The 23,272-nt window shown below is 73.8% G+C and carries 16 protein-coding genes; 4 read left to right on the top strand and 12 right to left on the bottom strand.

The genetic code is table 11. From position 1 onward, the window contains the following. Positions 1-127: 127 nt before the first annotated feature. The gene (locus ACFXKZ_RS03795) at positions 128-892 is read right to left on the bottom strand and encodes a hypothetical protein (protein WP_379996020.1); all 765 of its coding nucleotides are present in this window, start codon (positions 890-892) and stop codon (positions 128-130) included. Further along, positions 889-2,409 (bottom strand): ABC transporter ATP-binding protein, encoded by a 1,521-nt coding sequence (locus tag ACFXKZ_RS03790; RefSeq protein ID WP_379996018.1) that lies wholly within the window; start codon positions 2,407-2,409, stop codon positions 889-891. The genes ACFXKZ_RS03795 and ACFXKZ_RS03790 overlap by 4 nt, the downstream gene beginning before the upstream one ends. A 188-nt stretch (positions 2,410-2,597) precedes the next feature. Between ACFXKZ_RS03790 and ACFXKZ_RS03785 the strand changes: the two genes are divergently transcribed. Continuing rightward, entirely contained in the window at positions 2,598-3,050 is a 453-nt protein-coding gene (locus tag ACFXKZ_RS03785; RefSeq protein ID WP_379996016.1) for a hypothetical protein, read from the top strand. A gap of 105 nt (positions 3,051-3,155) precedes the next feature. On the opposite strand, the gene ACFXKZ_RS03780 is transcribed toward ACFXKZ_RS03785, so the two are convergent. From ACFXKZ_RS03780 to ACFXKZ_RS03770, 3 genes are all read right to left on the bottom strand, one after another. After that, positions 3,156-3,863: an NUDIX domain-containing protein gene (locus ACFXKZ_RS03780; protein WP_379996014.1), complete on the bottom strand. Its 708-nt coding sequence runs from the start codon at positions 3,861-3,863 to the stop codon at positions 3,156-3,158. 693 nt (positions 3,864-4,556) lie between these two features. Continuing rightward, the gene (locus ACFXKZ_RS03775; protein ID WP_379996011.1) at positions 4,557-6,500 is read right to left on the bottom strand and encodes a glycogen debranching N-terminal domain-containing protein; all 1,944 of its coding nucleotides are present in this window, start codon (positions 6,498-6,500) and stop codon (positions 4,557-4,559) included. A 135-nt stretch (positions 6,501-6,635) separates the two neighbouring features. Then, on the bottom strand, positions 6,636-7,967 hold the full coding sequence (locus ACFXKZ_RS03770) for a DUF4192 domain-containing protein (RefSeq protein WP_379997288.1): 1,332 nt from the start codon (positions 7,965-7,967) through the stop codon (positions 6,636-6,638). A gap of 2,338 nt (positions 7,968-10,305) precedes the next feature. Here ACFXKZ_RS03770 and ACFXKZ_RS03765 point away from each other — a divergent pair. Then, positions 10,306-12,570, top strand: a complete 2,265-nt coding sequence (locus ACFXKZ_RS03765; RefSeq protein ID WP_379996009.1) for a RecQ family ATP-dependent DNA helicase — start codon at positions 10,306-10,308, stop codon at positions 12,568-12,570. Positions 12,571-12,814: 244 nt separating this feature from the next. Beyond that, positions 12,815-13,477 (top strand): hypothetical protein, encoded by a 663-nt coding sequence (locus ACFXKZ_RS03760; RefSeq protein ID WP_379996007.1) that lies wholly within the window; start codon positions 12,815-12,817, stop codon positions 13,475-13,477. Between the two features lie 15 nt (positions 13,478-13,492). Here the strand turns inward: ACFXKZ_RS03760 and ACFXKZ_RS03755 are convergent, their stop codons facing one another. The 7 genes from ACFXKZ_RS03755 to ACFXKZ_RS03725 form a co-directional block, all read right to left on the bottom strand. Beyond that, a complete protein-coding gene (locus ACFXKZ_RS03755) occupies positions 13,493-13,861 on the bottom strand; it encodes a hypothetical protein (protein ID WP_126641566.1) in 369 nt (122 codons plus the stop codon). A gap of 96 nt (positions 13,862-13,957) precedes the next feature. Beyond that, entirely contained in the window at positions 13,958-14,560 is a 603-nt protein-coding gene (locus tag ACFXKZ_RS03750) for a hypothetical protein (RefSeq protein ID WP_379996004.1), read from the bottom strand. Positions 14,561-14,791: 231 nt separating this feature from the next. Beyond that, positions 14,792-17,401: a TerD family protein gene (locus tag ACFXKZ_RS03745; protein WP_379996002.1), complete on the bottom strand. Its 2,610-nt coding sequence runs from the start codon at positions 17,399-17,401 to the stop codon at positions 14,792-14,794. 164 nt (positions 17,402-17,565) lie between these two features. Beyond that, the gene (locus ACFXKZ_RS03740; protein ID WP_379996000.1) at positions 17,566-18,471 is read right to left on the bottom strand and encodes a DUF2510 domain-containing protein; all 906 of its coding nucleotides are present in this window, start codon (positions 18,469-18,471) and stop codon (positions 17,566-17,568) included. Positions 18,472-18,563: 92 nt separating this feature from the next. Then, entirely contained in the window at positions 18,564-19,244 is a 681-nt protein-coding gene (locus ACFXKZ_RS03735; RefSeq protein ID WP_379997286.1) for a ribonuclease HII, read from the bottom strand. A gap of 315 nt (positions 19,245-19,559) precedes the next feature. Further along, positions 19,560-21,050, bottom strand: a complete 1,491-nt coding sequence (locus ACFXKZ_RS03730; protein WP_379995998.1) for a hypothetical protein — start codon at positions 21,048-21,050, stop codon at positions 19,560-19,562. A 162-nt stretch (positions 21,051-21,212) separates the two neighbouring features. Further along, positions 21,213-21,737, bottom strand: coding sequence for a winged helix-turn-helix transcriptional regulator (locus tag ACFXKZ_RS03725; protein WP_379995996.1), 525 nt, complete (start codon positions 21,735-21,737; stop codon positions 21,213-21,215). Positions 21,738-21,857: 120 nt separating this feature from the next. Between ACFXKZ_RS03725 and ACFXKZ_RS03720 the strand changes: the two genes are divergently transcribed. Next, positions 21,858-23,258 (top strand): MFS transporter, encoded by a 1,401-nt coding sequence (locus tag ACFXKZ_RS03720; protein WP_379995994.1) that lies wholly within the window; start codon positions 21,858-21,860, stop codon positions 23,256-23,258. The last annotated feature ends 14 nt before the right edge of the window (positions 23,259-23,272 follow it).

Raw genomic sequence — 23,272 nt, 5'->3', positions numbered from 1 at the left:
TTCGAACGGGTCGGGCTTGAGCTGCAAACCCGCTCCCGACTGAAAAACACACGAAAGGGTGATCTACCTTGCGGGTCGATCGTCCGAAAGTGTGAAGCCCGCACAACCCCACGAAGCGGACCCCTCCTCAGGCCCGCCGACGACGGAACGTCACCATCGCCAGTACGGCGACCACACCCGTGAGTCCGGCCAGAACCGCGCCGTCGACCAGCGGCGACCACGTACCGCCACCCTCGCCGACCACGAGCATCCGGTCGGCGGCGCGGAACGGAAGGTAACGCACCAGGTCCCGCTGCGCCGGCGGAACGCCGGCCCGAATGGCCGCCGCGATCAACCGTTCGGCGCCCGCGGGCAGCGCCGCGACGGCGACCGCGACCAGCGGCGCGCCGCGGGACAACACCCCGACGCCCAGGCCGAGTACGGCGGCGAGCACCACGTAGCCGACGAAGCCGACCAGGATCCGCGGCGCCGGGGGGTCGATCGCCGCGAGGTCCGGGAAGGTCGGGCCGAACACCGCGCGGGCCGTGGCCAGATCGGCGCCCACCGCCAGGACCGCGACCAGCGCAGCGGCGAGCGCGGTGCCGACGACCTTGGCCAGGAACACCCGGTTGCGTCGCGGCAGGGCGAGGAAGAGCGTGGGCAGCGCGTCGCGACGCTGCTCGCGCGCACACGCCAGCGCGATCGAGAGCATGATCGCCGGGACCAGGACGGGGGTGTGGCCGGGGCCCGCGGTGAGCAGGTTGGCCACCTCGCCGGAGCCGATCGGCGCGGCCCCGGCCTGGCGGACCGCCACCCATGTGCTCCCGGCGGCGAGCGCGATCAGCGCCAACGCGCCCCACCACGTGGCGCGCAGGCTCCGGGCTCGCGCGAGTTCGTACCGGATCGCGCTCATGCGCTCCTCACCTCGTCGGTCTGTCGGGCGCGGTCGGCGGAGCGCCAGGCGCGGGCGAATCGACGCCGCGGCGGACGCGCGGCGGGTGGGTCCTCGGGGGGCGGCCCGGACGCGTCGAGCGGGTGTACCTCGGGCGCGGCCTCCGGGGCCGGTTCGGCGCGTCGGGGGTCGGAGGCGAGGGCGGTTCGCGGGAGGTCGACGCGGGTGGGGGTGTCGAAGCGGGGGGCGGATCGGGCGAGCGTGGACTCGGCGAGGGCTTCGGTGAGGTGATCCGTGGTCGTCGGGGCGGGATCGACGCGGTGGCCGGTGAGCGATCCGGGGGTGGGGACGGGTGCGGGTGCGGGTGCGGGTGCGGCCGGGTGGTGGTCGGCGCGGAGCGGGTCGTCCGTCCAGGCCAGGTCGTCGGTCCAGGCCGAATCGTCCGTCTGTACCGGGTCGGCGAGGTGCTGTGTCACCCGATCGGCGCGTGTCGGGTCGGCACGGTGTCCCGTTTCGGTGGACACCGCGTCGGCGGGGTGCTCGGGCGGGTGGATGGCGGGGATCTCGGTCCGGTGCTCGGTCCGGTGCTCGGCTCGGTGCTCGGTGCGGTGCTCGGTGCGGGCGAGTTCGGCCGTGACGGCCGCGCGCTCGCGGCGGCGGGTGATCGCGTCGGCGAACGCATCGCCCACGCCCGGCTCGCGTTCGGTCAACTCGTGCAGCAGCACACCGCCGCGGAAGGCGATCTCGCCGACCCGGGCCCGATCCGCACCGATCGCGGTGAGCGTGGTGCCCCCGGGGCGTGTGGTGTGTACCCCCTCGGCCCGCAACAGCGCGGACAGCCGGGCCACCTGCGGGGTCCGTACCGCCACCCCCGTGCGCACCCCTCGGCGCAGGAAGTCGGCGGCCGACTCGTCCGCGACCAGCCGCCCGCGGCTGATCACCAGCACCCGGTCGGCGCAGCGCGCGGTCTCGGCCAGGATGTGCCCCGCGACCAGGACGGTACGGCCCTGGGTGGCATAGGCACGCAGGAAGTCGCGCAGCCACCGCACCCCCTGCGGGTCCAGGCCGGCGGCCGGTTCGTCCAGGATCAGCGTGTCCGGATCGCCGAGCAGCGCCGAGGCGAGCGCGAGTCGGCCGAGCGCGCCGGCCGAGAGCACCCGGGCCCGGGCGCCGGCCACGGGGGTCAGGCCGACCAGGTCCAGCACCTCGTCGACCCGACGTGCCGGAATGCGCCCGGCCGCGGCGAGCATCCGCAGGTGCGCCCGCACGCGCCGGCCGGGGTGGGCCGCACCCGGGCCGACGCAGGCGCCGACCACGGTGGCGGGGCGGCGCAGTCGGCGATAGCGACGGCCGTCGTACCGCGTCTCGCCGCCACCGCGTTCGAGGTCGAGCATCAGCCGCAGCGTGGTGGTCTTGCCCGCGCCGTTGGGCCCGAGGAGGGCGGTCACCTTGCCCGGCAGCACGTCGAAGGAAAGGTCGTCGACGGCCACGATGCCGCCGTATCTCTTGGTCAGCGCACGTGTCTGGATCATCGCCATCGCCATCGCTCCTGGTCATCCCATGTGTGGGAGATCTTTGGATCTTTGGCAACATACCGGCGAAACCACAATTTTCCCGGCATTTGATCCCGTATCGGCGAGCTGGGGAAAAGTCCCCCGAACCTGGACAGGTCACGGGGTGTGGGAGGACCATCGAACTACCGCCGAGCACGTCTCTGGAGGTCGGCATGTCTCTTCCCGATCCGGGCGTCCTGGACGCCGTCCGCCGCAGGCGGAGCGACCTCGACGACGCGTTGTTGATCGTTCGTGACGGTCTGGTCGCCGACCGCGCGGGTCCGCGCCGGATGGCCGTGCTGTGTGCGGGGCTGCGCGAGTTGCGGGCCGATCTGTACGAACACGTCGCCGCCACCGAGGGGCCCGACGGGCTCTACGAGGAGGTGCGCCGCGCGGATCCCAGATTCGAACCGACGGTGTGGCGGCTGCGGGGTGAGCACACCCACCTCGGCCTGCTCCTCGACGACCTGCTCTCGGACCTGGCGTACGGCCCGCAGGACGCGGCCGGCCGGCCGGCGCTGCGGCCGAGGGTGCTGGACCTGCTCGCCCAACTGGTCCGCCACCGCAGCCGTGACGCCCAGCTCGCGTATGACGCGATGGCAGTGGACCTGGGCGGACAGGGCTGACGCCGACGAGGAGTGCGGCCGGGTCGGTGTGTCGGGGGTCCGCCGCGCCACGCAATCAGGGCTTGGCGATTGGGCGGGGCTTGGCGGTCAGGCGGGGGTTGACGGTCAGGCTTCGGGGCGCAACATCGGCGGGTTGAGCTTCTCCGCGGACCCGCGACGGAACAGTTGGGCGGGGCGGCCGCCCTGGCGCGTGGTGGTGCCGCCGGTGGGCACGAGGAAGTCGGGGGTGCCGGTGACCTTGCGGTGGAAGTTGCGTGGGTCCAGCGCCACGCCCCACACCGACTCGTATACCCGGCGCAGCTCGCCCACGGTGAACTCCTCGGGGCAGAACGCGGCGGCCAGCGAGGAGTATTCGATCTTGGACCGGGCCCGCTCCACGCCGTCCTCCAGGATCCGCGCGTGGTCGAACGCGAGCCGACCGCCGTCGCCCAGCAGTTCGCCGACCGGGGACCAGCGCGCACCCGCCGCGTCTCCGCCGGGGCGCGGCGCGGGCAGGTCGGGGGCTAGGACCAGATAGGCGACGCTGACCACGCGCATCCGGGGATCCCGGCCGGGGTCGCCGAAGGTGGCGAGTTGTTCGAGGTGCACGGGCAGCCGATCCAGCCCGGTCTCCTCGGCCAACTCCCGCGCCGCGGCGGCCTCCAGCCCCTCCCCCTCGCGCACGAATCCCCCGGGCAACGCCCAGGCCCCCTGGAACGGCGGCTCGCCCCGACGAATGGTCAGGGCACTCAGAGCGTGCTCGCGCACCGTGAGGACGACAAGATCCACGGTGACTCCGAAGGGCGGGAAGAGCGAGGTATCGGAGCGCGGCATGGAGCGATCCTAGTGCCCGAAAGCCACTAGCTGTCTGGCTGACGATAAAACCACCCCCAACCTCACCCTTCCCGCCGGCCCCTCGAACAACATCCGAACTCCCACCGAAGCGGAGCAACGTTCCGCCGCCGAATTGCCCCACCGACGGGCGGGGTGGCACATCGGGCGAAACGGGGCGTGGTACCGATCGGGACCTGCACGACCACACCACGGACCGGCCCGGACCGACAGGTTCGGTGCGGGTGGTCACCGACGGGGCAGCGGCACGCGGGCGGCTGTCCGCCGTGACGGAACACAGCGCGGGGACTGTGCCCGTCGGCACCGGACGACGGGAGCGCAGGTGTGGGCCCGGCTTGATGAGGCATTCCACGGCTCACGGTCCGCACGGGCCCGATGGGGCTGGGGCGGGACGGCGGCCTGATGAGGGCCCGGGGTGGTGAACACGATCGCGGCACGTGCGGCCGCGGCCCGGCGGGCAAGGCGAGATCGTGGCGTGACGCCGCGTGCGGCGGGCGGAGGGTCGCGGCAGCGGCCGGCCCGGGGATGCCGGCACGGCAGCGGATACCCCGCCCCGCGCCAGGAGACCCGCCACGCCACACCACACCCGACATCGCGCCGCCCTCTGCCCGGGCCCACCGCCGCCACATCCCGCCGCCGCCCGGGTCGCTCCTGCTGCCGGCGGGCGGGGGTTGGCTACGTGGAGAGTTGGAGGGATTCGGGGGCCTCTTCGATGATGGGTTGGCCGGCTCGGTTGACCCGGACCGTGAAGGGGTCGCCGGCGATGCGCAGGTCGCGCAGTTCGAGTTCGCCGATGTCCAAGGGGCCGCCCGGGCGCACGATGACGCGGCCGGTGGGGGCGTCGGGGCGGATGCCGGCGAAGGCGACCAGGACCGGCAGGATCGCGCCGGCGGCACGGGCGAGGGGGCGGCAGGCCAGCGGGTGGGCCACGGGTACGTGGCCCTCGACGCGTTGTTCGCCCACGTGCATCTCCGGCAGCCGGTACTGGAACCACGGCGCGGCGTCGAGCAGTCCGGCGAACAACCGCTGTGCGGCGTCGGGATGACCGGCCTCGGCCAGCCCGGCCACCGCCACGCACGTGTCGTGGGTGCGCACCACTCCGCCGCGCGCGGCGAGCGGGTGATAGCCGGGCGTACGGGCCGAGGTGCCGCGTAGGCCCCAGCCGCAGTCCAGGTCGGGCGCGGTCAGCCGACGGGCCACCGCCTCGCTGCCGGTTTCGTCCAGGATGCCGCTGCCGGGCAGGTGCGCCATCGCCGACGAGGCCACCGGGATCGGCCGACCGCCGGGATCGAGCGCCGCCGCGTAGTACTCCCCCGCCGCGTCCTCGGCCCGAAACGCGCGGCGAAACGCCACGGCCAGCTGCTCGGCGCGCTCGCGCAACGCCGGCCCGCCCGGCAGGTCGTGCGCGTCGAGGAGCGCGGCACCGTGCCGCGCGGCCTCGTACGTCTGGGCCTGGAGTTCGCACGGCGCCGGCCCCTCGGGCCCCAGTCGGACGAAGTCGCCGGGCCGCTCGCCCAGCGTCCGGGTCAGATGTCCGAGCGCGCGGCCGCACGCGGGCAGCAGCGCGGCGGTCTCGGTGGCGGGCAACCCCCACCGCCATGCCTCGCCGAGCAGCGTGACGAACAGCGCGGTCGAGCCCGCGCAGTCGTAGCGCACCGGCCCGCCGCCCCGCCCCAGGGTGTGCGGGATGCGCCCGACCTCCTCGCCGACCCCCGGTCGCGACCTCACCCCCTGGCGCGACGCGAGCAACCGCAGCACGCCGCTCGCGAAGCGGGTGCCCAGCGGCAGCAACATCCGGGCCGTCCACAGCGCGTCACGCCCGGTGGGGGCGAGTTGCCAGGGCGCGCCGACGGCGGGCAGCACCGCGGTCGGCAGGTCCGGATCGGGGACCACGAGCAACGCCCGCAGATCGCGCAGGCCCTGGTCGACCCAGGCCGCCACCCGTACGTCGTCGCAGCGCACCCGCGGCTCGGTCCACGGCGGTCGGCCCGAGACCGCGCGCGGGCCGGACCGGCCGGGGACCGGCTCGGCGAGCACGCGCAGTTCGACCGCCCACGAGCGGGCAGGCTCCAGCGCCACGTCCCAGCGCAGCGTCGCGGTGGCGGCCAGCGCGGTGTCCGGCGCGGGCTCGGTCACCGCGCGCACGGACATCCCGTCCGGCGCGCTCCAGCCCAGGCCCGCCGCCGCGACCCGGGCGCGCAGTTCGGCCGGCCGGTATCCGGCGCGCAGCGCGTCGAGCGGGATCAGGTCGGCGCCCAGCACCATCTCGACCGGGAAGCTCAGCGACCGGCGACCGGTGTTGCGCACCACGATCCGCTCCCGGCCGTCGGCGAACCGGGTGCGCTCGACCACCAGGGCGGGGTCGGGCGTGGTGTCCGCGGCGAATCGGCGCATCGCCAGATATCGCACGGTCCCCGCGGCGACCACGTGCCCGGACAGCGGCTCCGGCTCGATGCCGCCGAGCGTCAGCACGTTGCGCGAGAGCGTGCGCCGCCCGTCGTGGTAGATGCCCTCCACGCCCCGACCGCGCAGTTGCCCGTCGCGACCGCTGATCACCATGCCCGGCGCGTCCACGCAGACGAGCGCGTCGTGCGCGACCGGATGTGGAATCGTGCTCACCGTCACCGCTCTCGCCTCCCGCTTCTCCCAGGTCCCACGCGGGGCCGTGATCGCGCCGGTCCACCCGGACGGCGGCGACGCGCCGAGCCGCACCGCACCCCCGCGTTCGACAACCGGCCCCCGGCCCCCCAACGCTCACGGCGCCCGGTTGGTCACGGCATCACGGAAGATCCGCCGCCGCACCTCGGCGGCGCTCAGCGGACTGTTGATCGCCGAGTGCAGCAGCCGCGCCATGGTGTATCCGGGATCCGCGCGCAACGCCCCGGTCACCGCGACCCGGGCCAGCACCCCGTCGTGCGCCGTCCAGGCCGCCCACGCGGCGAGGGTGAGCGGCGGCGCGGACGCGGGCGCGAACGCCCGACGGGCAAGCACGGTCCACAGAGCGAGCAACGTGCGGTCGTCGGCCTCCCCCGGCGTCTCCCCGTGCCAGGCCATCACCTCGTCGCGCACCCGCGCATCGCCGAGCCCCAGCACCAGCCGCGCCGCCTCCTCCGGCTCGATCTCGGTATCACCGCCCCGAAACCGAAGACGGTGGCCCGCCAACGCCATCAACGTGCGCCCCGGCTCGAAGCCCGCGGGATCACCCCGCACGTCGGTATACGCACGCAGTATCCGCTCACGCATCGCATACTCCGGCGGCCGAAACAGCCGCACCAACTCCGCCAACGAGGCCGGCTCCGGCAACCCGGCCCAAACCGCGGTCGCGGCCACGGTCGAATTACGTTCGGTACGCAGGGGCGTGCCTTCCATCGGACAACACCGCGCATCGGCGCACCCGTAGGACCACCACCGCCCGGCGGCAACACACACCGCTTCCCGAACCTCGATCCCCAGAGCCGCACACTCCCGAGCAATCGCCATATACAGGGGCCGCAACCGACCAACGGCTACGGGCAGGCCGTCGAGGGGGGTGGAGGGGGAGCCGGGCAACGCCTCGGGGACCTCGGGGGCAACCGGGGGCTCCGGGGTAACCGGGGCACCCGAACCGCCTGACGCCGCACATCCTCCCGACGGATCCGAAGCACCCAACGCACCCGAAGCACCGGAAGCACCGGAAGCACCGGAAGCACCGGAAGCACCGGAAGCACCGGAAGCACCGGAAGCACCGGACAAGCCGGCCACTCGCGACGCACCCGACCCATCGGATCCACCGGCGGTGTCGGCCGCACTCCACGTCCCGGCAGCCTCCGCCCCGCTCACGCGGCCGTGCTCCCCGTCCGCGTATATCGCCACCGCCACCCCGCGCGCGCCGGTCCGCACCAGCAGGCGCGCAAAGTGCCGGGCAGCGTTCGCGAAGTCGGCGGGCGCTGGAAGATCGTGCCGCAGAACCGGCCCGACCCGGCTCCGATCCCCCGGCAGGATCCCGAGCAGCACCACGCTGTCGGTGGGCCGCACGCCGATCAAATACGGCACGGCCTCCACGAGGTCGGCCGGCGAGCGAACCCGCAGGACGGACTGCGGGGACATGGCCACATAGGGCGTACGGTCGAACCCATCGGTGTCGTTCATGCATCGAGCGTGCGCTCGCCCCACTCCCGACCGGACTTGTCCAACCGGGCTGTGCACAACTCGCCCCTTGTGGACCGACGACTCGACACCACCGAACCACAGCGCCCCCCACGGCCGAGGCCCACGCAAGCCTTCGGCAGCCGTAGCGAACCCAACCGGAGTCACCGACCGGCCGCAGCCATGAGGCGAGCGGGCGGACTCGGGTCGAGTCCGCCGGGGAGCCTTCCCGAGCGGGTCGCGTGCCTCAGCGACCGTTGCGCTTGTGGTCGCGGGTGGCCGGTGCGGGGCGGGTCTGAGTCGGTGGTGGGTCGCCGCCGGCGTGCGGGGCTCCGAGACTTGGGGCTTGTGGCGGGGCGGGTGTGTTGGTCGGCTTAAAAGCGGCCAGCGGCGGCGGGCGGGGTGGGTACTCGGGTTGGGTTCGCCGGGCTTGCGTTTTTGAGTGGGCCGGGTGGTTTCGGCGCGCGTCGCGCTTTGGGTTGCGGGTGGCCGGTGCGGGGCCGGTCAGAGTCGGTGATGGGTCGCCGCCGGCGTGCGGGGCTCCGACCCGAAGCTCCCGACGAGACGGGTGTGTCGGTCGGCTTAAAAGCGACCAGCGGCGGCGGGCGGGGTGGGTGCTCGGGTTGGGTTCGCCGGGCGTGCGTTTTGGAGTGGGCCGGGTGGTTTCGGCGCGCGGTCCGCTTTGGGTTGCGGGCGGCTGGTGCGGGGCCGGCCAGAGTCGGTGATGGGCCGCCACCGGCGTGCGGGGCTCCGAGACTTGGGGCTTTTGGCGAGGCGGGTGTGGCGGTCGGCTTAAAAGCGGCCAGCAGCGGCGGGCAGGGTGGGTGCTCGGGTCGGGTTCGCCGAGGGTGCGTTTTGGAGTGGGCCGGGTGGTTTCGGCGCGCGGTCCGCTTTGGGTTGCGGGCGGCTGGTGCGGGGCCGGTCGGAGTCGGTGGTGGGCCGCCGCCGGCGTGCGGGGCTCCGACCCGAAGCTCCCGACGAGACGGGCGTGTTGCTCACTGAAAACCGGCCGGCAGCGGCGGGCAGGAGGGCGCTCGGGTCGAGTCCGCCGAGGAGTCTTCCCAAGTGGGCCGGGTGTTTTCGGCGTGCGGTCAGCGTGTGGGTGGCGAGGGTTCCAAAACCGGACGGCGTGGGGTGCCGTGACCTCGGCGTAAAAGAAAACCGCAGGTCAGCGTGGAGAGGGGAGCGTTTGAGGCGCCTCGGGATCCGGTTTCGGCCCCCACTGGGCACTTTCGGTCTCTTCAACGGCCTCCGCGAGGTCGCAGCGCCCGCAGCCAACCCCAACCAGGCACATTCGGTCTCCACACTCGCGCCGAAGAGGCCGAAGAACACGAAACCGGCACTCGACACCCGACTCTCCAACTCGACACCGCAAAACCGCAGGTCACAGAGACTCGAAGCCCACAAGCACCCACCGAGATCCGGTTCCGATCCCCACCCCCCACACCACCAAACGCACCACCCACCCCGGAAGGCCTCTCGGCAAACTCGACCCGAGCACCCACCCGTTCCCTCGCTGCCAGCCGGTTTTCCGCCTGGCAACACGTCCGCCTCACCGGACGCCCGGAGTCTCGGGGCCCCGCACGCCGGCGGCGACCCATCACCGACTCCGACCGGCCCCGCACCAGCCGCCCGCAACCCAAAGCGGACCGCGCGCCGAAACCACCCGGCCCACTCAAAAACGCACCCCCGGCGAACCCAACCCGAGCACCCACCCCGCCCGCCGCTGCTGGCCGCTTTTAAGCCGACCGACACACCCGCCTCGCCACAAGCCCCAAGTCTCGAAGCCCCGCACGCCGACGGCGACCCACCACCGACTCAGACCCGCCCCGCACCAGCCACCCGCAACCCAAAGCGCAACGCGCGCCGAAACCACCCGGCCCACTCAAAAACGCACCCCCGGCGAACCCAACCCGAGCACCCACCCCGCCCGCCGCCGCTGGCCGCTTTTAAGCCGACCAACACACCCGCCCCGCCGCAAGCCCCAAGTCTCGAAGCCCCGCACGCCGGCGGCGACCCACCACCGACTCAGACCAGCCCCGCACCAGCCACCCGCAACCACAAGCGCAACGCGCGCCCGTCCCCCACCCCCGAGCAAACCGGCGCGCCAACGTCGCGCAGCGAACCCGGCCGGGTCGCCGGCGTCGCACGGTGAGGCGGACGTGCGGCCGAGTCGGGTATCGAAGGGGGTCGGGCCGGTAGTGGTGGGCGGGGGTCGTGGGTGGGCAGGCGACACGTTTCTGCACAAAAGCGTGCACCGGCTCTCCTCTCCGTCGGGGTGGGGGGTTACAAAGGGGGCATGAAACAGGACGACGCCGGCACCGGCCCGAGCGATACCGGCTCCAGCGATACCGAGCCGGGCGGCACCGAACCAGGCGCCACCGAGCCGGGCGCCACCGCATCAAGCGCCACCGCATCAAGCGCCACCGACCCCGCCCGGCCCGACTCCGGGTCCGCCCCGGGGGTCGGGTTGCGGGATCGTGCCGATGCCGTGTTGCGGGAGCTCGTGGGGGGTGCGGCTCGGCTGCGGGAGGATCAGTGGCGGGCCGTGGAGGCCCTGGTCGCGCGGCATCGGCGGGTTCTGGTGGTGCAGCGCACCGGGTGGGGCAAGTCGGCGGTGTACTTCGTGGCCACTGCGCTGCTGCGTGCTCGTGGGGCGGGGCCCACCGTGATCGTTTCGCCGTTGTTGGCGTTGATGCGCAATCAGGTCGATGCCGCCGCTCGTGCCGGGATCCGGGCCCGCACCATCAACTCGGCCAACGTCGACGATTGGGACGCGGTACAGGCGGAGGTTGCCGACGGCACGGTGGATGTGCTTCTGGTCAGCCCGGAGCGGCTCAACAATCCCGATTTTCGGGACACCGTGTTGCCCAAGTTGGCCGCCACGACGGGGCTGCTCGTGGTGGACGAGGCGCACTGCGTCTCCGACTGGGGGCACGACTTCCGGCCCGACTACCGTCGCCTGCGCACCCTCCTGGAGGAGTTGCCGGCGGGCGTTCCGGTCCTGGCCACCACCGCCACCGCCAATGCCCGGGTGAGCACCGACGTGGCCGAGCAACTGGACCCGACCGGCGACGCGTTGGTCCTGCGCGGCGCGCTCGATCGGGAGAGCCTGTCGCTGGGCGTGTTGCGGCTGCCCGATCCGGTCGAGCGGCTGGCCTGGCTCGACACGCACCTGCCCGAGCTGCCGGGCTCGGGGATCGTCTACACGCTGACCGTCGCCGCCGCCGAGGAGGTCACCGCGTTCCTGCGCTCGCGCGGCCACGCGGTCGCCTCCTACTCGGGCCGCACCGAGGACGCCGAGCGGCGGGTCGCCGAGGCCGACCTGCTGGCCAACCGGGTCAAGGCGCTGGTGGCCACCTCGGCCCTGGGCATGGGCTTCGACAAGGGCGACCTGGGCTTCGTCGTGCACTTGGGCGCCCCGCAGTCGCCGATCGCCTACTACCAGCAGATCGGCCGGGCCGGGCGCGCGGTGGAGCGGGCCGACGTGCTGCTGCTGCCCGGCCGGGAGGACGAGGCGATCTGGCGCTACTTCGGCTCGCTCGGCTTCCCCGCCCGCGAGCAGGTCGAGCGCACCCTGGCCGCGCTGGAGGGAGCCGGGCGCCCGCTGTCCACCCAGGCCCTCGAACCCCTCGTGGAACTGCGGCGCAACCGCCTGGAGCTGATGCTCAAGGTGCTCGACGTCGACGGCGCGGTCAAGCGGGTGCGCGGGGGCTGGATCACCACCGGTCAGCCCTGGGCCTACGACGCCGAGCGCTACGCGCGCGTGGCCGCCGCGCGCGAGCACGAGCAGCAGTCCATGCGCGACTACCAGGCCGACGGCACCTGCCGGATGGAGTTCCTGCGCCGCTGCCTGGACGACCCGGGCGCCGCCCCCTGCGGTCGCTGCGACACGTGCGCCGGGCCGCGCCACGACACGCGGGTGGATCGGGCCTCGCGCGACGCGGCCCGCGCCGCGCTGGGCCGGCCGGGCGTGGAGGTGGAGGCACGCCGGATGTGGCCCACCGGCATGGCGGTCACCGGGGTCGCGTTCAAGGGCCGCATCCCCGACGGCGAGCAGGCCGCCGCGGGTCGGGCCCTTGGCCGCTCCTCCGACATCGGCTGGGGCAACCGACTGCGTCCGATCCTGGCCCCGGGCGCGCCCGACGGACCCGTCCCCGACGCCGTGTTCGCCGCCGTCGTCGAGGTCCTGGCCGGATGGGGCTGGCAGCGGCGACCCGGCGGCGTGGTCACCATCGCCTCGCACACGCGCGCCACGCTGATCGACAGCCTGGGCGAGCGGTTGGCCGAGGTCGGCCGGCTGCCCTGGCTGGGCCGGGTGGAATACGCGCCGGGCGCCGGCGGCCCCGCCCCGCGCAGCAACAGCGCCCAGCGGCTGCGTACGGTTGCCGACGCGTTCGTGCTGCCGCCCGATGTCGCCGAGCGGGTGGCCGCCCTCGGCGCCCCGGTCCTGCTGGTCGACGACCGCACCGACACGGGGTGGACGCTCACCGTGGCGGCCCGCCTGCTGCGTCGCGCCGGCGCCGTTCAGGTGTTGCCCTTGGTGCTCATGATGGAGGGGTGACCCGCCCCGTTCGGTCGTCCGCCCCACGCGGGCCGATTGCCCGCCCAGCCCCGGCCGGTCGCCGTGCCGTCACACGGACGTAGCGAATGATCACCGGTACGTGTTGCCGAGTTCGTCGGCGTCACGCAAGAATCGACAAGGCGTTCTCTTCACTTTCCCGTGCGGGCCCCGTCGGCGCCGCTCCGCCGCGAGCCGCCCGTAGTCGGAGTGTGCGCCGCTGTCCGCCATGGACGGAAGGAGGACCGTGCACATCGCCGCAACCGCGTCCCCGGCGCCGGCCCACACCGGCACGCCCCCGGCCAGTCCCTCCCGCTGGTTGGACCCGGAGTCCTGGCGCGCGCGCCGGATTCCCCTGCTGCGCGATCCGCGAGCACTGCTCAAACGGCTCCACGATCTGCATCGGCCGGCGGCCCGCACGGCGGTGGTCGCGGTTTTGGATCGCTCCGAACGGCCGGTCGCCAGCGCGTCCTTCGGCTTCGGCGAGGGCCGCACCGACGGCTGGCGCTGCCGCAATCTGATCCTGGCCAACCTGCGCCTGATCGTCCCCGACGACCTGCGCCGGGGCACCCCCACGCACACCACGGTGTTGGCGGTGCATCGCGAGGGCGGGCGCGGCTGGGCGGCGGACGACGGCCGCTGGATGTGGGGGCTGCACGACGCGTGCGTCCTGCACGGTCTGCGCTGCGGCGCCTTCGCGATCGTCGCGGAGGACGGCTGGCAACTGGTCGCCGACGGGCGTCACGGACGTACCCCCGCGCTGCCCCCGGGCCGCAACGGCGGCCCCGGCGCCAAAACGCCGATCAGGGCAGCGGGCATCGCCCCGGCCCGCCCCGCGACGGAACTGCCGCAGGTGCGCTACCTGCCGGAGACGGGGCCCACTCCCCTGGTACGACCCTCCGCGTCCTGATGGACACGTGTGTGATCAGGCGGTGAGACCACGTTCGGCGAGCCAGTCGACCAGATCGGTCGTGACCGTCAACGCGTGGTCCTGAACTAGCTCCGGACTCTGCAGCCGCATGCGCAGATGTTGCGCGTGGAACGGCTTGATCCCGGAGATCAACTTGCGTACCCCGAACACGTTGCAGAACGCCCGGTCGTCACCGGCCGAGAAGGCGCGGTCCCATTCCTGGCGTTCTTCCCCGATCAGGGTCGTGTAGGCGTACCGGTTGAGATAGCCCGACAACATGTCGATGACGGTGCTACAGGCCCGGTACTGCTGGATTTTCAGCCGGTCCTCCTGGTCGCTGAGGAACCGGTCAAGGAGCTGCGCGATCGACGGCGATTCCGACATGGCAACGAACCGTAGCCGACCTTGGCGATCCGCGGGGCAGGGGGCCCGAGTTCGGTCGGACCGGATACGGCCGGGCCCCCTACGTGCTACGACGTGTTACGCGGCGCCGGTGAGCGCGCGCACCCGCTCCACGTCGCCGCAGACCGTGACCGACGCCCCGGCCGTGAGCGCCGAGGTCAGGATCCGACCCGCGTCGGCGCCCTCGGCGAAACCGTTGACCACGACGACGACCGCGGCCCGCCGCAGCGGACGCGAGGCCGGCAGCGACGCGTAGAACACGTCCTTGCCCTCGTCGTACTGGCGCCAGTACTGCGCGGCGCCGAACGTCTCCTCGTGCTGCTGCCACGGGTGCGGCCCACCCGTGGTCAGCACCAGGATCGCGCCGGGCTCGGTACCGGCCTCCAGGAGCGCGTCAACCGCGTCGTCGGCGACGTCGAAGACGTCGTCGGCACCGGCGGGGATCAGCGTCACGCGCGGCGTCGGCGAGGCGGACAGGTCGGGGCCGGGCTTGGCCGCACCCGGCTTCGGGGGACCGGGCTTGGCCGGACCGGGCTTGCCCGCGCTCGCCTGCCGCGGCACGGCGGGCTTGGGCGGGCTCGGCTTCGGGCGCGGTCCGGGCTTGGGCACCGCGCCGGAGGGACGCGGCACGGACGGGGTCTCTGCTGCGGACGTCGTGTCCGCGGTGTTTTCGGCAGTCACCGGATTCACAGTCATGTCTGGGGAAGGCTCGGTTCGTTCGTGGCGGTACCGGGATGCCCGGCGGTGAGGAGACGCGGGGAGGGATCGGTGGAGTCCCGTTCCCCGGAGAACACGCGCGGCATGGTGGCAGTCCTATCAAAGCCGCGCGGGGCGTGCCCACCCAGGGTGCTCCTGGGGTGTGGCCCGGGCGTACGACGGCGCATACTACGATGCCCCGTCAGCTCGGCCGGATCAATCGTCCACCACCACCCCGTGCTCGATCACCAAAGCTGCCAACCCCTCCGCATAGCCCTGACCGACCGCCCGCAGGCGCCAGGAGTCGCCGCGCCGATAGACCTCGGCCAGGATCATGACGGTCTCGTCGCCTCCGCTCAACCGGAATTCGGCGAGTCGACGGCAGGTCACGGGGTCGACGATACCGACGGTCACCGGCACCTGGGCGAAGGTGGTGCCACTCGTCGCGTCCAGCGCGAGCGCGACGACGACCCGACTGCGGCCGGCGGGCAGCGTGGTGACGTCGATCTCGACCGAATCCGAGCCCGGTTCCACGTCGTTGGTGGTCCCGGTCTGGAGTTTGCCGGCCAACCGCACCGCCCCGCTGGCGTGTACCGGCTGGTTGAAGAACACCAGGTCGCCGTCGTCGGCCACCCGCCGATCGTCGTCGAGGACGAGGGCCACCGTGTCGCCGTCCACCTGCGCCGGCGCCCACCACGCGGCCTCGATCCGCACCGTGCCCGCGAACGGGCCCAGATCCTCGATCGTGACCGCCTGCCCCCGCGTCAGCCCGCGCGGCGGCGCGATCGCCGGCCGCGGCGGCACGGTCGGCGCCGGACCCGCGACCGCCGACTCCGCCGACACCTCGCCCGACGCCGGGTGTTCGGGCTTCGGCGGCACCGACGGGACCGGCCCGGGCGGCACCGGCATCGTCGGCCGCGGCGGCGTACGCGCCCCCGCGTGCGGCGGCGTCTGCGGACCCGGCACGGACGGCGTCTGCGGACCCGGCACGGGCGGCGGCGTACGCGGCCCCGCGTCCGGCACCGGCGGCACCTCGGGCGGCGGCGGCAACACGTCCGGGACGGTCGCCTCCAACACCTCGGCGGCCGACGACCCGGCCGCGACCGGCAGATCGGCCGCGGTCGGCGGCGGCGGAATGCTCGGCAGCGTCGCCCCGGCCCCCGGCACCGGCGCCGGCGTGGTGGCGGACCCGGCCCCGGACATCGGCGCGCCCGACGCGGACTGCGCCTCGGTGACGTCGAACGCCTCCGTCGGCGCCGCCGACGCGTCCGGCCCGAACGCCTCCGTCGCCTCGAATGCCTCGGTCGGCTCCGCCACCGCGGGCAGCACGTCCGAACCGTCCACCGGGGTGTCGTAGGGTCGGTACGGCCCCGGCGTGAACGACCCGGCGCCGGCCGCCACCGACGCGCTGGGCCGGGGCAGCAGGAAGCCGCTGGTGGTGCGCGGCATCCCCGGTACGGCCAGCGCCAACGAGGCGGCGGCCACCTGGGAGGCCGCGTCGGCCGCGCTGCTGCGCCCGCGCTCCAGGTCCGCGAGCAGGGCCAGGAACACCGGCTCGATCAGCACCCGGATGCCGCGCTGCCGGGCCCAGTAGGTGCGGTCCGCGGACTCGTCCGGATCGGCGACCACGAGCACGTCCACCCGGTCGTGGATGCCGGACGCCACGGACAGGTCCGCCCGGGCCATGCGACGCTCCAACTCGCCCCGGGTGACCGCGAGATAGCCGTGGAACAGCACGTGCAGACCCGATTCGAGCGGTCGCCCCCGGGCCAGGATGCGCGGCCCGCCGCGACCCTCCTCGACGGTGGAGCGGGCCATCCCGACGATCTCGTCGAGCGCGATGCGCGGAATGCCCAACTGCGCCGCCACCCGGGTCAGATCGGCCCGTTCCTCCCGGTCGATCGGCCCGGCGGCGACCATCGAGGCGGCCAGCGCGGTCACGTACAACCGGTCCAGGTCCTTGCGCTGCTCCTCGGAGATGCCCAGGGAGACCGCGAGTTCGGCGAGGTCGATCGCCTCCTGCGGGGTGATCACCCGGTCCTCCAGGGCCGCGTCGAGCACCGCCAGGTAGCTGTCGGGCCCCTCCCCCACGCCGGTCGGCGGCCCGTACGCGCGGGCCTTCTCCAGGTACGACACCGCGTCCCGGCGGCGCACCTGCTCGGCCTCCTCGCGGGCGCGCCGGGCCGTGTGCGCGTCGTCGCGGGTGAACACGCGCGGCGGATCGGCGCTGCGCCGCGGCCAGTTGAGCGAGGCGGCCACGGTCCGGGCCTGCTGCCAGTGCCGGGCCTCGCCCGCGCCGCGACTCAGGTAGTGCTCCAACAGGCGCGCCGTACCCATCGCCTTGGCCGCCGCGCCGTGTCCGCCGTCCACCGGCACCCCGGCCGCCTCGCAGCAGGCGAGCAGGGTGAACCTGGGCGCCTCCGGCAGGTGGTGCGGCGCCTCGCGCATGGTGCATACGGTGGTCAGCGGCGGCACGGTCGGCCGGCCCCGGCGCTGGAACTCGCGCTCGACGAAGCCGATGTCGAAGCGCGCGTTGTGCGCGACCACGACCCGCTGCCGGAACAGGTTGGCCAGCCACGGCGCGACCTCGGCGAAGGTCGGGGCGTTGACCACGTCGTCGTCGAACAGCCCGTGGGCCTGGAAGTCGCCGGCGGGACCCTGTGGATCGAGCAGGGTCGTGAAGAACTCGGTCACGCGCCCGTCGAGATCGCATTGCGCGACCGCGATCTCGATGATGCGATGTCGATGTGGGGACAAACCCGTCGTCTCCACGGCCACCACCGAGTAGCCGGGGCATGCGAGGCGATCACCGATGCGCACAGTCACCCCCCAATGATGATGTGCCCGGTGCGGCCTCCTTCGGTCGCACCCCGGCAAGCCCGACCTGCGGCGCGCGTCCACCGTACGCGCTCGCGACCGGTGCGGGGTACGGCGCGACCGATCGGTCGTAACCGTACCGCTGGTGACGAGTCATCAGATATGACACACGATCAGGACGTGCTCGCCGAGGGCTGCGGCTCGCCGACCCGGATGCCCTTCAGGACGGTGTCGAGCGTCGCCTTGTCCGGAGCCCCGGCGGTGATCGCCAACTTGAGCAGCACACACGGGTATCTGCCGCGCTCGTTCTTCTCGTCGATCACCACCGCCTGCGCCCAGGCGGAGTCCGCGTTCGTACCCAGGTCCTCGGGCTTGCCCGAGACCCGGCCGCGCAGGACGTAGCCCGGGTGGCCGTCCACCGTGATCGCCTTGTCCAGCTCCAGGCTCTCCAACTTGACCTTGCCCTTGTCGCCGCCGCTCACGTCCTTCTTCAGATCGGCGACCAGCGCGGCCAGGGAGTCGGCCTTGCGGGCGGTCAGCGTCACCCCCGCCACGTAGCACTTGCGCTCCGCCTGGAACCGGGTCTCGACGTCGGATCCGCCGCTGCGCGACGCCGACCTGCTCGGGCAGGGACCCTCCACCGCCTGGTCCGCCGGGGAGTCGGGGTCGGGGACGATCCAGTCCTTGAACCTGGGTACGGTCAGCCCGGTGGTGGGGTCGGTGAGCGTGCCGTCCGTGGCCACGGTCGTGCCGCCGTCGTCGTCCCCGCCCAGGAGCACGATCAGCGCGGCGATCAGTCCGCCCACCACGACCAGCGCCAGCGCGCTCAGCCCGATCGCCTTGCCCCGACCGGGTCGGGCGGCGCCGGGGGGCGGCCCGATCGGCTGATAGCCGCCGGGGTATCCCCCCTGGGGGTAGCCGGCGTGCGGCGGACCGAGCGGGGCGCTGCTCGGCGGCGGCGGAATCTCGCCCTGCGCGCGGGCCCGGGTCGAGGCGGTCCACTGCGCTCCGTCCCACCATCGCTCGGAGCCGGGAGCCGACGGGTCTTCGTACCAGCCGGGAGGAATCGAGGCAGTCACCCGCGTGACGGTACAACCGGCCCCGGCGCGACACGAGCGTCACCCGGCAAACGTGACCGTTCGGAGACGCGAACCCCACCGGCGGGCGCCGATCAGCCCAGGTCGAGGCCGAGTTGACCGTCGACGGTCGGCTCCACGCGGGGTCGCTTCAGATGCCGCCACGCGGGCAGGTCGTCCCAGTACGCCCACGACATCCGGTGGTGGGGCGTGGGGCCGAATTCGGCCAACGCGGCGCGGTGCACCGGGGCCGGATAGCCGGCGTTGCCCGCGAAGCCGTACTCGGGATACTTCTCGCCGAGCCCGGCCATCATCGCGTCGCGATGCACCTTCGCGAGCACCGAGGCCGCCGCGACGCTGACGCACGACTGGTCGCCCTTGATCACGCAGCGCACGGCCCACGGCGCGCCGAGGAAGTCGTGCTTGCCGTCCAGCACGATCGTGTCGGGGCGGATCGGCAGCGCGGCCAACGCGCGCACCGCGGCCAGCCGCAGCGCGGCGGTCATGCCGAGCGTGTCGATCTCCTCCGGCTCGGCCGCACCGAACGCGTACGCCCGCACCCACGGATCGACCGCGGCGGCCACCTCCTCGCGACGCCGCGCGGTGAGCAACTTCGAGTCGGTGAGGCCGGCGGGCGGTACGGACAGGTCGGTGATCGCCGCGGCGACCAACACCGGCCCGGCCCACGCACCACGCCCGACCTCATCCACGCCCGCGACCACACGTGCGCCCCGAGCGATCAGCTCCCGCTCGACGTCGTAGGTCGGCGGCGCGATCCGCCCACCGCCCTTACGCGGCCCGACGACCTTCTTGCCGGCGGCCTTCTTGCCGGCCACCTTCTTGGCCGCAATCGTCTTGCCCGCGACCTTCTTGGCTACGACCTTCTTGGCAGCAACCTTCTTGCCGGCGACCTGCCCGGCGGCGACCGCCTCGGCAGCGGCCTTCGTGCCCGCCGTTGCCCTCGGAGCGCTGCGCGCCCGGGTGTGCGGCGTGCTGTCGGTGCTCGGCTCCGGGGCCGTTGCCGTGGTGTCCGCCGGGGTGTTCGTCGGTTCGGCGCTGGGCTGCTTCACGCCTCCACCGTAGGTCACCCGTCAGCGGTGGCCGACCACCGTCTCGCGCTCGCCATCGGCGATCGAAAGCGGCGGCTTCGGCTCGAAGTAGGTCGACACCCCCGTCGCCCGCAACCGGTCGCGCAGCGCCCGCGCCCCGGCCGCGCCCGCCAACGCGGCCTCGGCCGCCGCGGCCAGGTCCAGTTCGACGCCGTCGTGGTCGGTGACGGTGCCCGTACCGGCCCAACTCGGCCGCATCCGGCCCCGCCCCGACTCGACCCACGCGCACTCCAGCAGGGCCGCCAGCGCCTCGGCGGTGTCCTCGCCGTGCCGAGCGATCAGTTCGTCGCCCCGCCCCTCCACGAGCAGGCCGAGCACCCCGCCGAGGGTGACCGGATACTCCACGCCCGCCCGCCGCGCGGACATCCCGAGCGCCGCCGCCCGACGGGCCGACCCGAATCCGAGCAGGTGCCCCAGGAACGCCTCGTCGGACAACTTCACCAGGCCGTCCAGCGGCGCGAACCCGCGCCGCCCGAGATGCCCGTCGTCGTCGGTGGCCAGCAGGTACGGGTGCACATGCGCCAACAACCTCGGTTCGGCCGACGCACCACCCACCAGGTCCGTACCTGCGGGTGTGCCCCGCCCGTCCGTCGGCCGCGCCCGCAGCCGTTCGATCCGGGTCACCAGGGCCGGCTCCGGCTCGCTCCCGGCCTCGTCCCGCTCCGCCCGAAACGCCCGGAAGCCGGCGATCGGATCGCGCGGTACGCACCCGGCCGCCATCCCCGGCACCAGGAGTTCGTCCCGGAACCGCCGCCAGTCCGCCCGCACCAGAGCCAGCTCGGTCAGCGCGTCCACGACCGCCTCGGTGCCGTACGCGCGCGCGGCGGCCCGATCTGCGGCCCGCTCCTCGAAGTCCACCACCGGCGCGCACACCCGCCGGTACAGCGCCGCGTAGCCGGCCGCGATCCGGGCCGACGCACCCCGTCCGGCGAACGCATCGGCCAGCCCGACCACCGCGTCCACGCCGTGGCAGGCGATGCGGTCCGCCAGCGGGGGTCGGCGGCGGCGGGAGTGGCCCAGCGCGTGCGCGATCACCACCCGCAGCGGGCGGCCGGTCATCACGTAGGGCAGCGTGCCGCCGAGGACCAGGTGTCGGTGCAGCAGGGTCCCGGGCCGGCGCACCACCCGCAGTTCGCACCCCGCGCCGCCGGTCAGCACGATCCCGTCCGGGACCGGCACTCGCAGGTCGGCGGCCACGTCCTCGACCAGCTCCCACAACACCGGCTGCGCCACCGCGTCGACGGCGAGTCCGACCGGCAACCGGCGCGGGCCGGCGAGTTCGAGCAGCAGTGCGACCACCGCGACCACACCCAGGCCCCACAACACCGCAGCGCCCGAGGTGAAGAACCGCCCGTGGTCGACGATCGCGCCCGTGGCGAAGGCCACGACCAGGAGCGGCAGCGCGAGCACGACGTAGAGCACGCCCAGGAGCAGCACCCCGGCGAGTGCGCGTAGGCCCGTCCGTGCGCCCATCGGTCCCCCTCGAGGAATATTCACCCGTTCGAGGACGACCCTAGAGCCTGGCCCACGACCCGCGCGGGATCCGCGGTCATCCGCGGTCATCCGTGCGCGTCGACCGGCGGCCGGGCGCCCGCCGAGGGCCCGTCGAGCGCCCGTTGCCCGCCGGCAACTCCCTCAGGGCAGCAGCGGCTCCAGCAGCCGATGCGGCTGCCGCATCGCCCGGGTCACGGGATCGTCCCGGCGCAGCAGGTTCGCCCCCGGCCCCGGCGCCACCTCGGTCTCCGCCGGCGTGACCGTCGCCCCGCACGCCGCGCAGACCCCGTGTGGGTCGACCGCCCCGCCACAACCCTCGTGCCGGAAGATCCGGCAGGGCACCCCGTTCTGCACATGCTGCTCGCCCCAGCGGGCCATCGCCCGGATGATCGGCCACAGGTCGATGCCACGCTCGGTGAGCACGTACTCGTCGCGCGGCGGGGATTCCTGATAGCGGTGCCGATCCAGCACACCCGCGTCGACCAGCGTCTGCAACCGACCGGAGAGCACCGCGCGCGGGATGTCGAGGTGTCCGAGGAAGTCGCTGTAGCGCCGCACGCCGTAGAAGGCGTCCCGGACGATCAACAGCGTCCATCGCTCGCCGACGAGTTCCAGCGTGCGGGCGAGCGCGCAGTCCTGCTGTCCGTAGTCCTTGCCCAAAGCCATGCAAGCACTTTAACCCCGGGTCGGTTCATTCATCGAACCAATGGATGCTACGTTGCTCGGGCACCGTCGGTTCATTCACCGAACCTACGCGCCAGGAGTCGCAATCCGGGGAGCACAACCATGTCCATCGCCACATCCGCCGCCGCCACGCGCACGACATCCGCAACGCCCGCCACGTCCGAGTCCGCCCTCGACAGAACCGGCGGCGCCGACCGCACCCTGCCGGTGGTGGCGCTGGGCACGCTGCTGCTCCTGGCGACCTACACGATGCCGATGGCGATCGTTCCGGACACCCTCCGCGACCTGCACGCCGGTTCGAGCGGTCCGGCCTGGATCCTCAGCGCCATCGGCCTGGGCCTGTCCGCCGCCCTGCTGATCACCGGCAGCCTCGCCGACGACCTGGGCCGCCGCCGGGTATTCACGGCGGGCGCGCTCGGCCTGGCGCTGTCCTCCGCACTCACCGCACTGGCCCCGTCGTTGCCGCTGTACGTGATCGGCCGCGCCCTCCAAGGCGTCGCCGGCGCGGCGATCATGTCCGCCGGGCTCGGCCTGCTCGCGCACAACCACCGGGGCGCCGCACGCGGGCGGGCGATGGCCGCCTACGGCTCCTCGATCGGCGTGGGCATGGTGCTCGGGCCGCCGACCGGCGCCGCCCTGGTGCAACTGCACCGGTCCGCGCCCTACTGGTTCACCGCACTGGCCGCACTGGGCCTGGCCGTCGTCGCCCGCAGCATGCCCGAGTCGCGCGCCGAGCACCCGCGCCGGCCGGACGCGTGGGGCACGCTCACCCTGGGCCCGGGACTGATCGCGCTCACCGCCGCGCTGATCGAGGGCCGCCAGGGGTGGTCGCGCCCGGTGGTCGACGCACTGCTGGTGGCCGCCGTACTCCTGCTGGCCGGCTACGCCGCGACCGCGCTGCGCGGCCGGGCGCCGATGCTGGACCTGCGCATGTTCGCCCGGCCCGCGTTCCTGGCCGCCACGTTCGGTGCGCTGATCGCCGGCATCGCGGTGATCGCCATCGCCGCCTACCTGGCGACCGTGTTCCAGGGCACCCTCGGCCTGAGCGCCCTGGACTCCGCGCTCCTGCTCGGCCTGTGGTCGGCCATGGCCGCGATCACCTCGTTCGTCGTCGGCCGGGTGCATGTGCTGCCCGACCCCGCCCACCGCTTCGCAGCGGGCCTGCTCGTCTCCGCCGTCGGCTTCCTGGGCCTGTACGGGATCGGCCCCGCCGACTCCTGGCTCCGGGCCGTACCGGGCCTGCTGGTCGGCGGCTTCGGGGTCGGCCTCGTCAACACCGCACTGGCCCGCCTCGGGGTGGAGAGCGTGCCCGCCGACCGCGCGAGCATGGGCTCCGGCGCCAACAGCACCGCCCGCTACACCGGCGCCTCGATCGGCGCCGCGCTCGTGGTCGCCCTCGTCGACGCGGGCGGCATGGACCTGGCCATCCTGATGGCGGCCGGCGCGTCCCTGCTCGGCGCCCTCGTCGTACTCGGCCTCCGGCGCGCCGAGCAGCGGGGATAGACCAAGCAGCCCGC

This window comes from Embleya sp. NPDC059237 (genome assembly GCF_042754105.1).
GTDB lineage: Bacteria > Actinomycetota > Actinomycetes > Streptomycetales > Streptomycetaceae > Embleya.
The sequence above is the reverse complement of the archived record's forward strand: the minus strand, read 5'-3'. Positions and strand labels throughout refer to the sequence as shown.

Coding starts and splice junctions, on each gene's coding strand:
- ACFXKZ_RS03795 (WP_379996020.1), bottom strand. CDS start 892: ATGAGCGCGATCCGGTACGAACTCGCGCGAGCCCGGAGCCTGCGCGCC.
- ACFXKZ_RS03790 (WP_379996018.1), bottom strand. CDS start 2,409: ATGGCGATGATCCAGACACGTGCGCTGACCAAGAGATACGGCGGCATC.
- ACFXKZ_RS03785 (WP_379996016.1), top strand. CDS start 2,598: ATGTCTCTTCCCGATCCGGGCGTCCTGGACGCCGTCCGCCGCAGGCGG.
- ACFXKZ_RS03780 (WP_379996014.1), bottom strand. CDS start 3,863: ATGCCGCGCTCCGATACCTCGCTCTTCCCGCCCTTCGGAGTCACCGTG.
- ACFXKZ_RS03770 (WP_379997288.1), bottom strand. CDS start 7,967: ATGTCCCCGCAGTCCGTCCTGCGGGTTCGCTCGCCGGCCGACCTCGTG.
- ACFXKZ_RS03765 (WP_379996009.1), top strand. CDS start 10,306: ATGAAACAGGACGACGCCGGCACCGGCCCGAGCGATACCGGCTCCAGC.
- ACFXKZ_RS03755 (WP_126641566.1), bottom strand. CDS start 13,861: ATGTCGGAATCGCCGTCGATCGCGCAGCTCCTTGACCGGTTCCTCAGC.
- ACFXKZ_RS03730 (WP_379995998.1), bottom strand. CDS start 21,050: ATGGGCGCACGGACGGGCCTACGCGCACTCGCCGGGGTGCTGCTCCTG.
- ACFXKZ_RS03725 (WP_379995996.1), bottom strand. CDS start 21,737: ATGGCTTTGGGCAAGGACTACGGACAGCAGGACTGCGCGCTCGCCCGC.
- ACFXKZ_RS03720 (WP_379995994.1), top strand. CDS start 21,858: ATGTCCATCGCCACATCCGCCGCCGCCACGCGCACGACATCCGCAACG.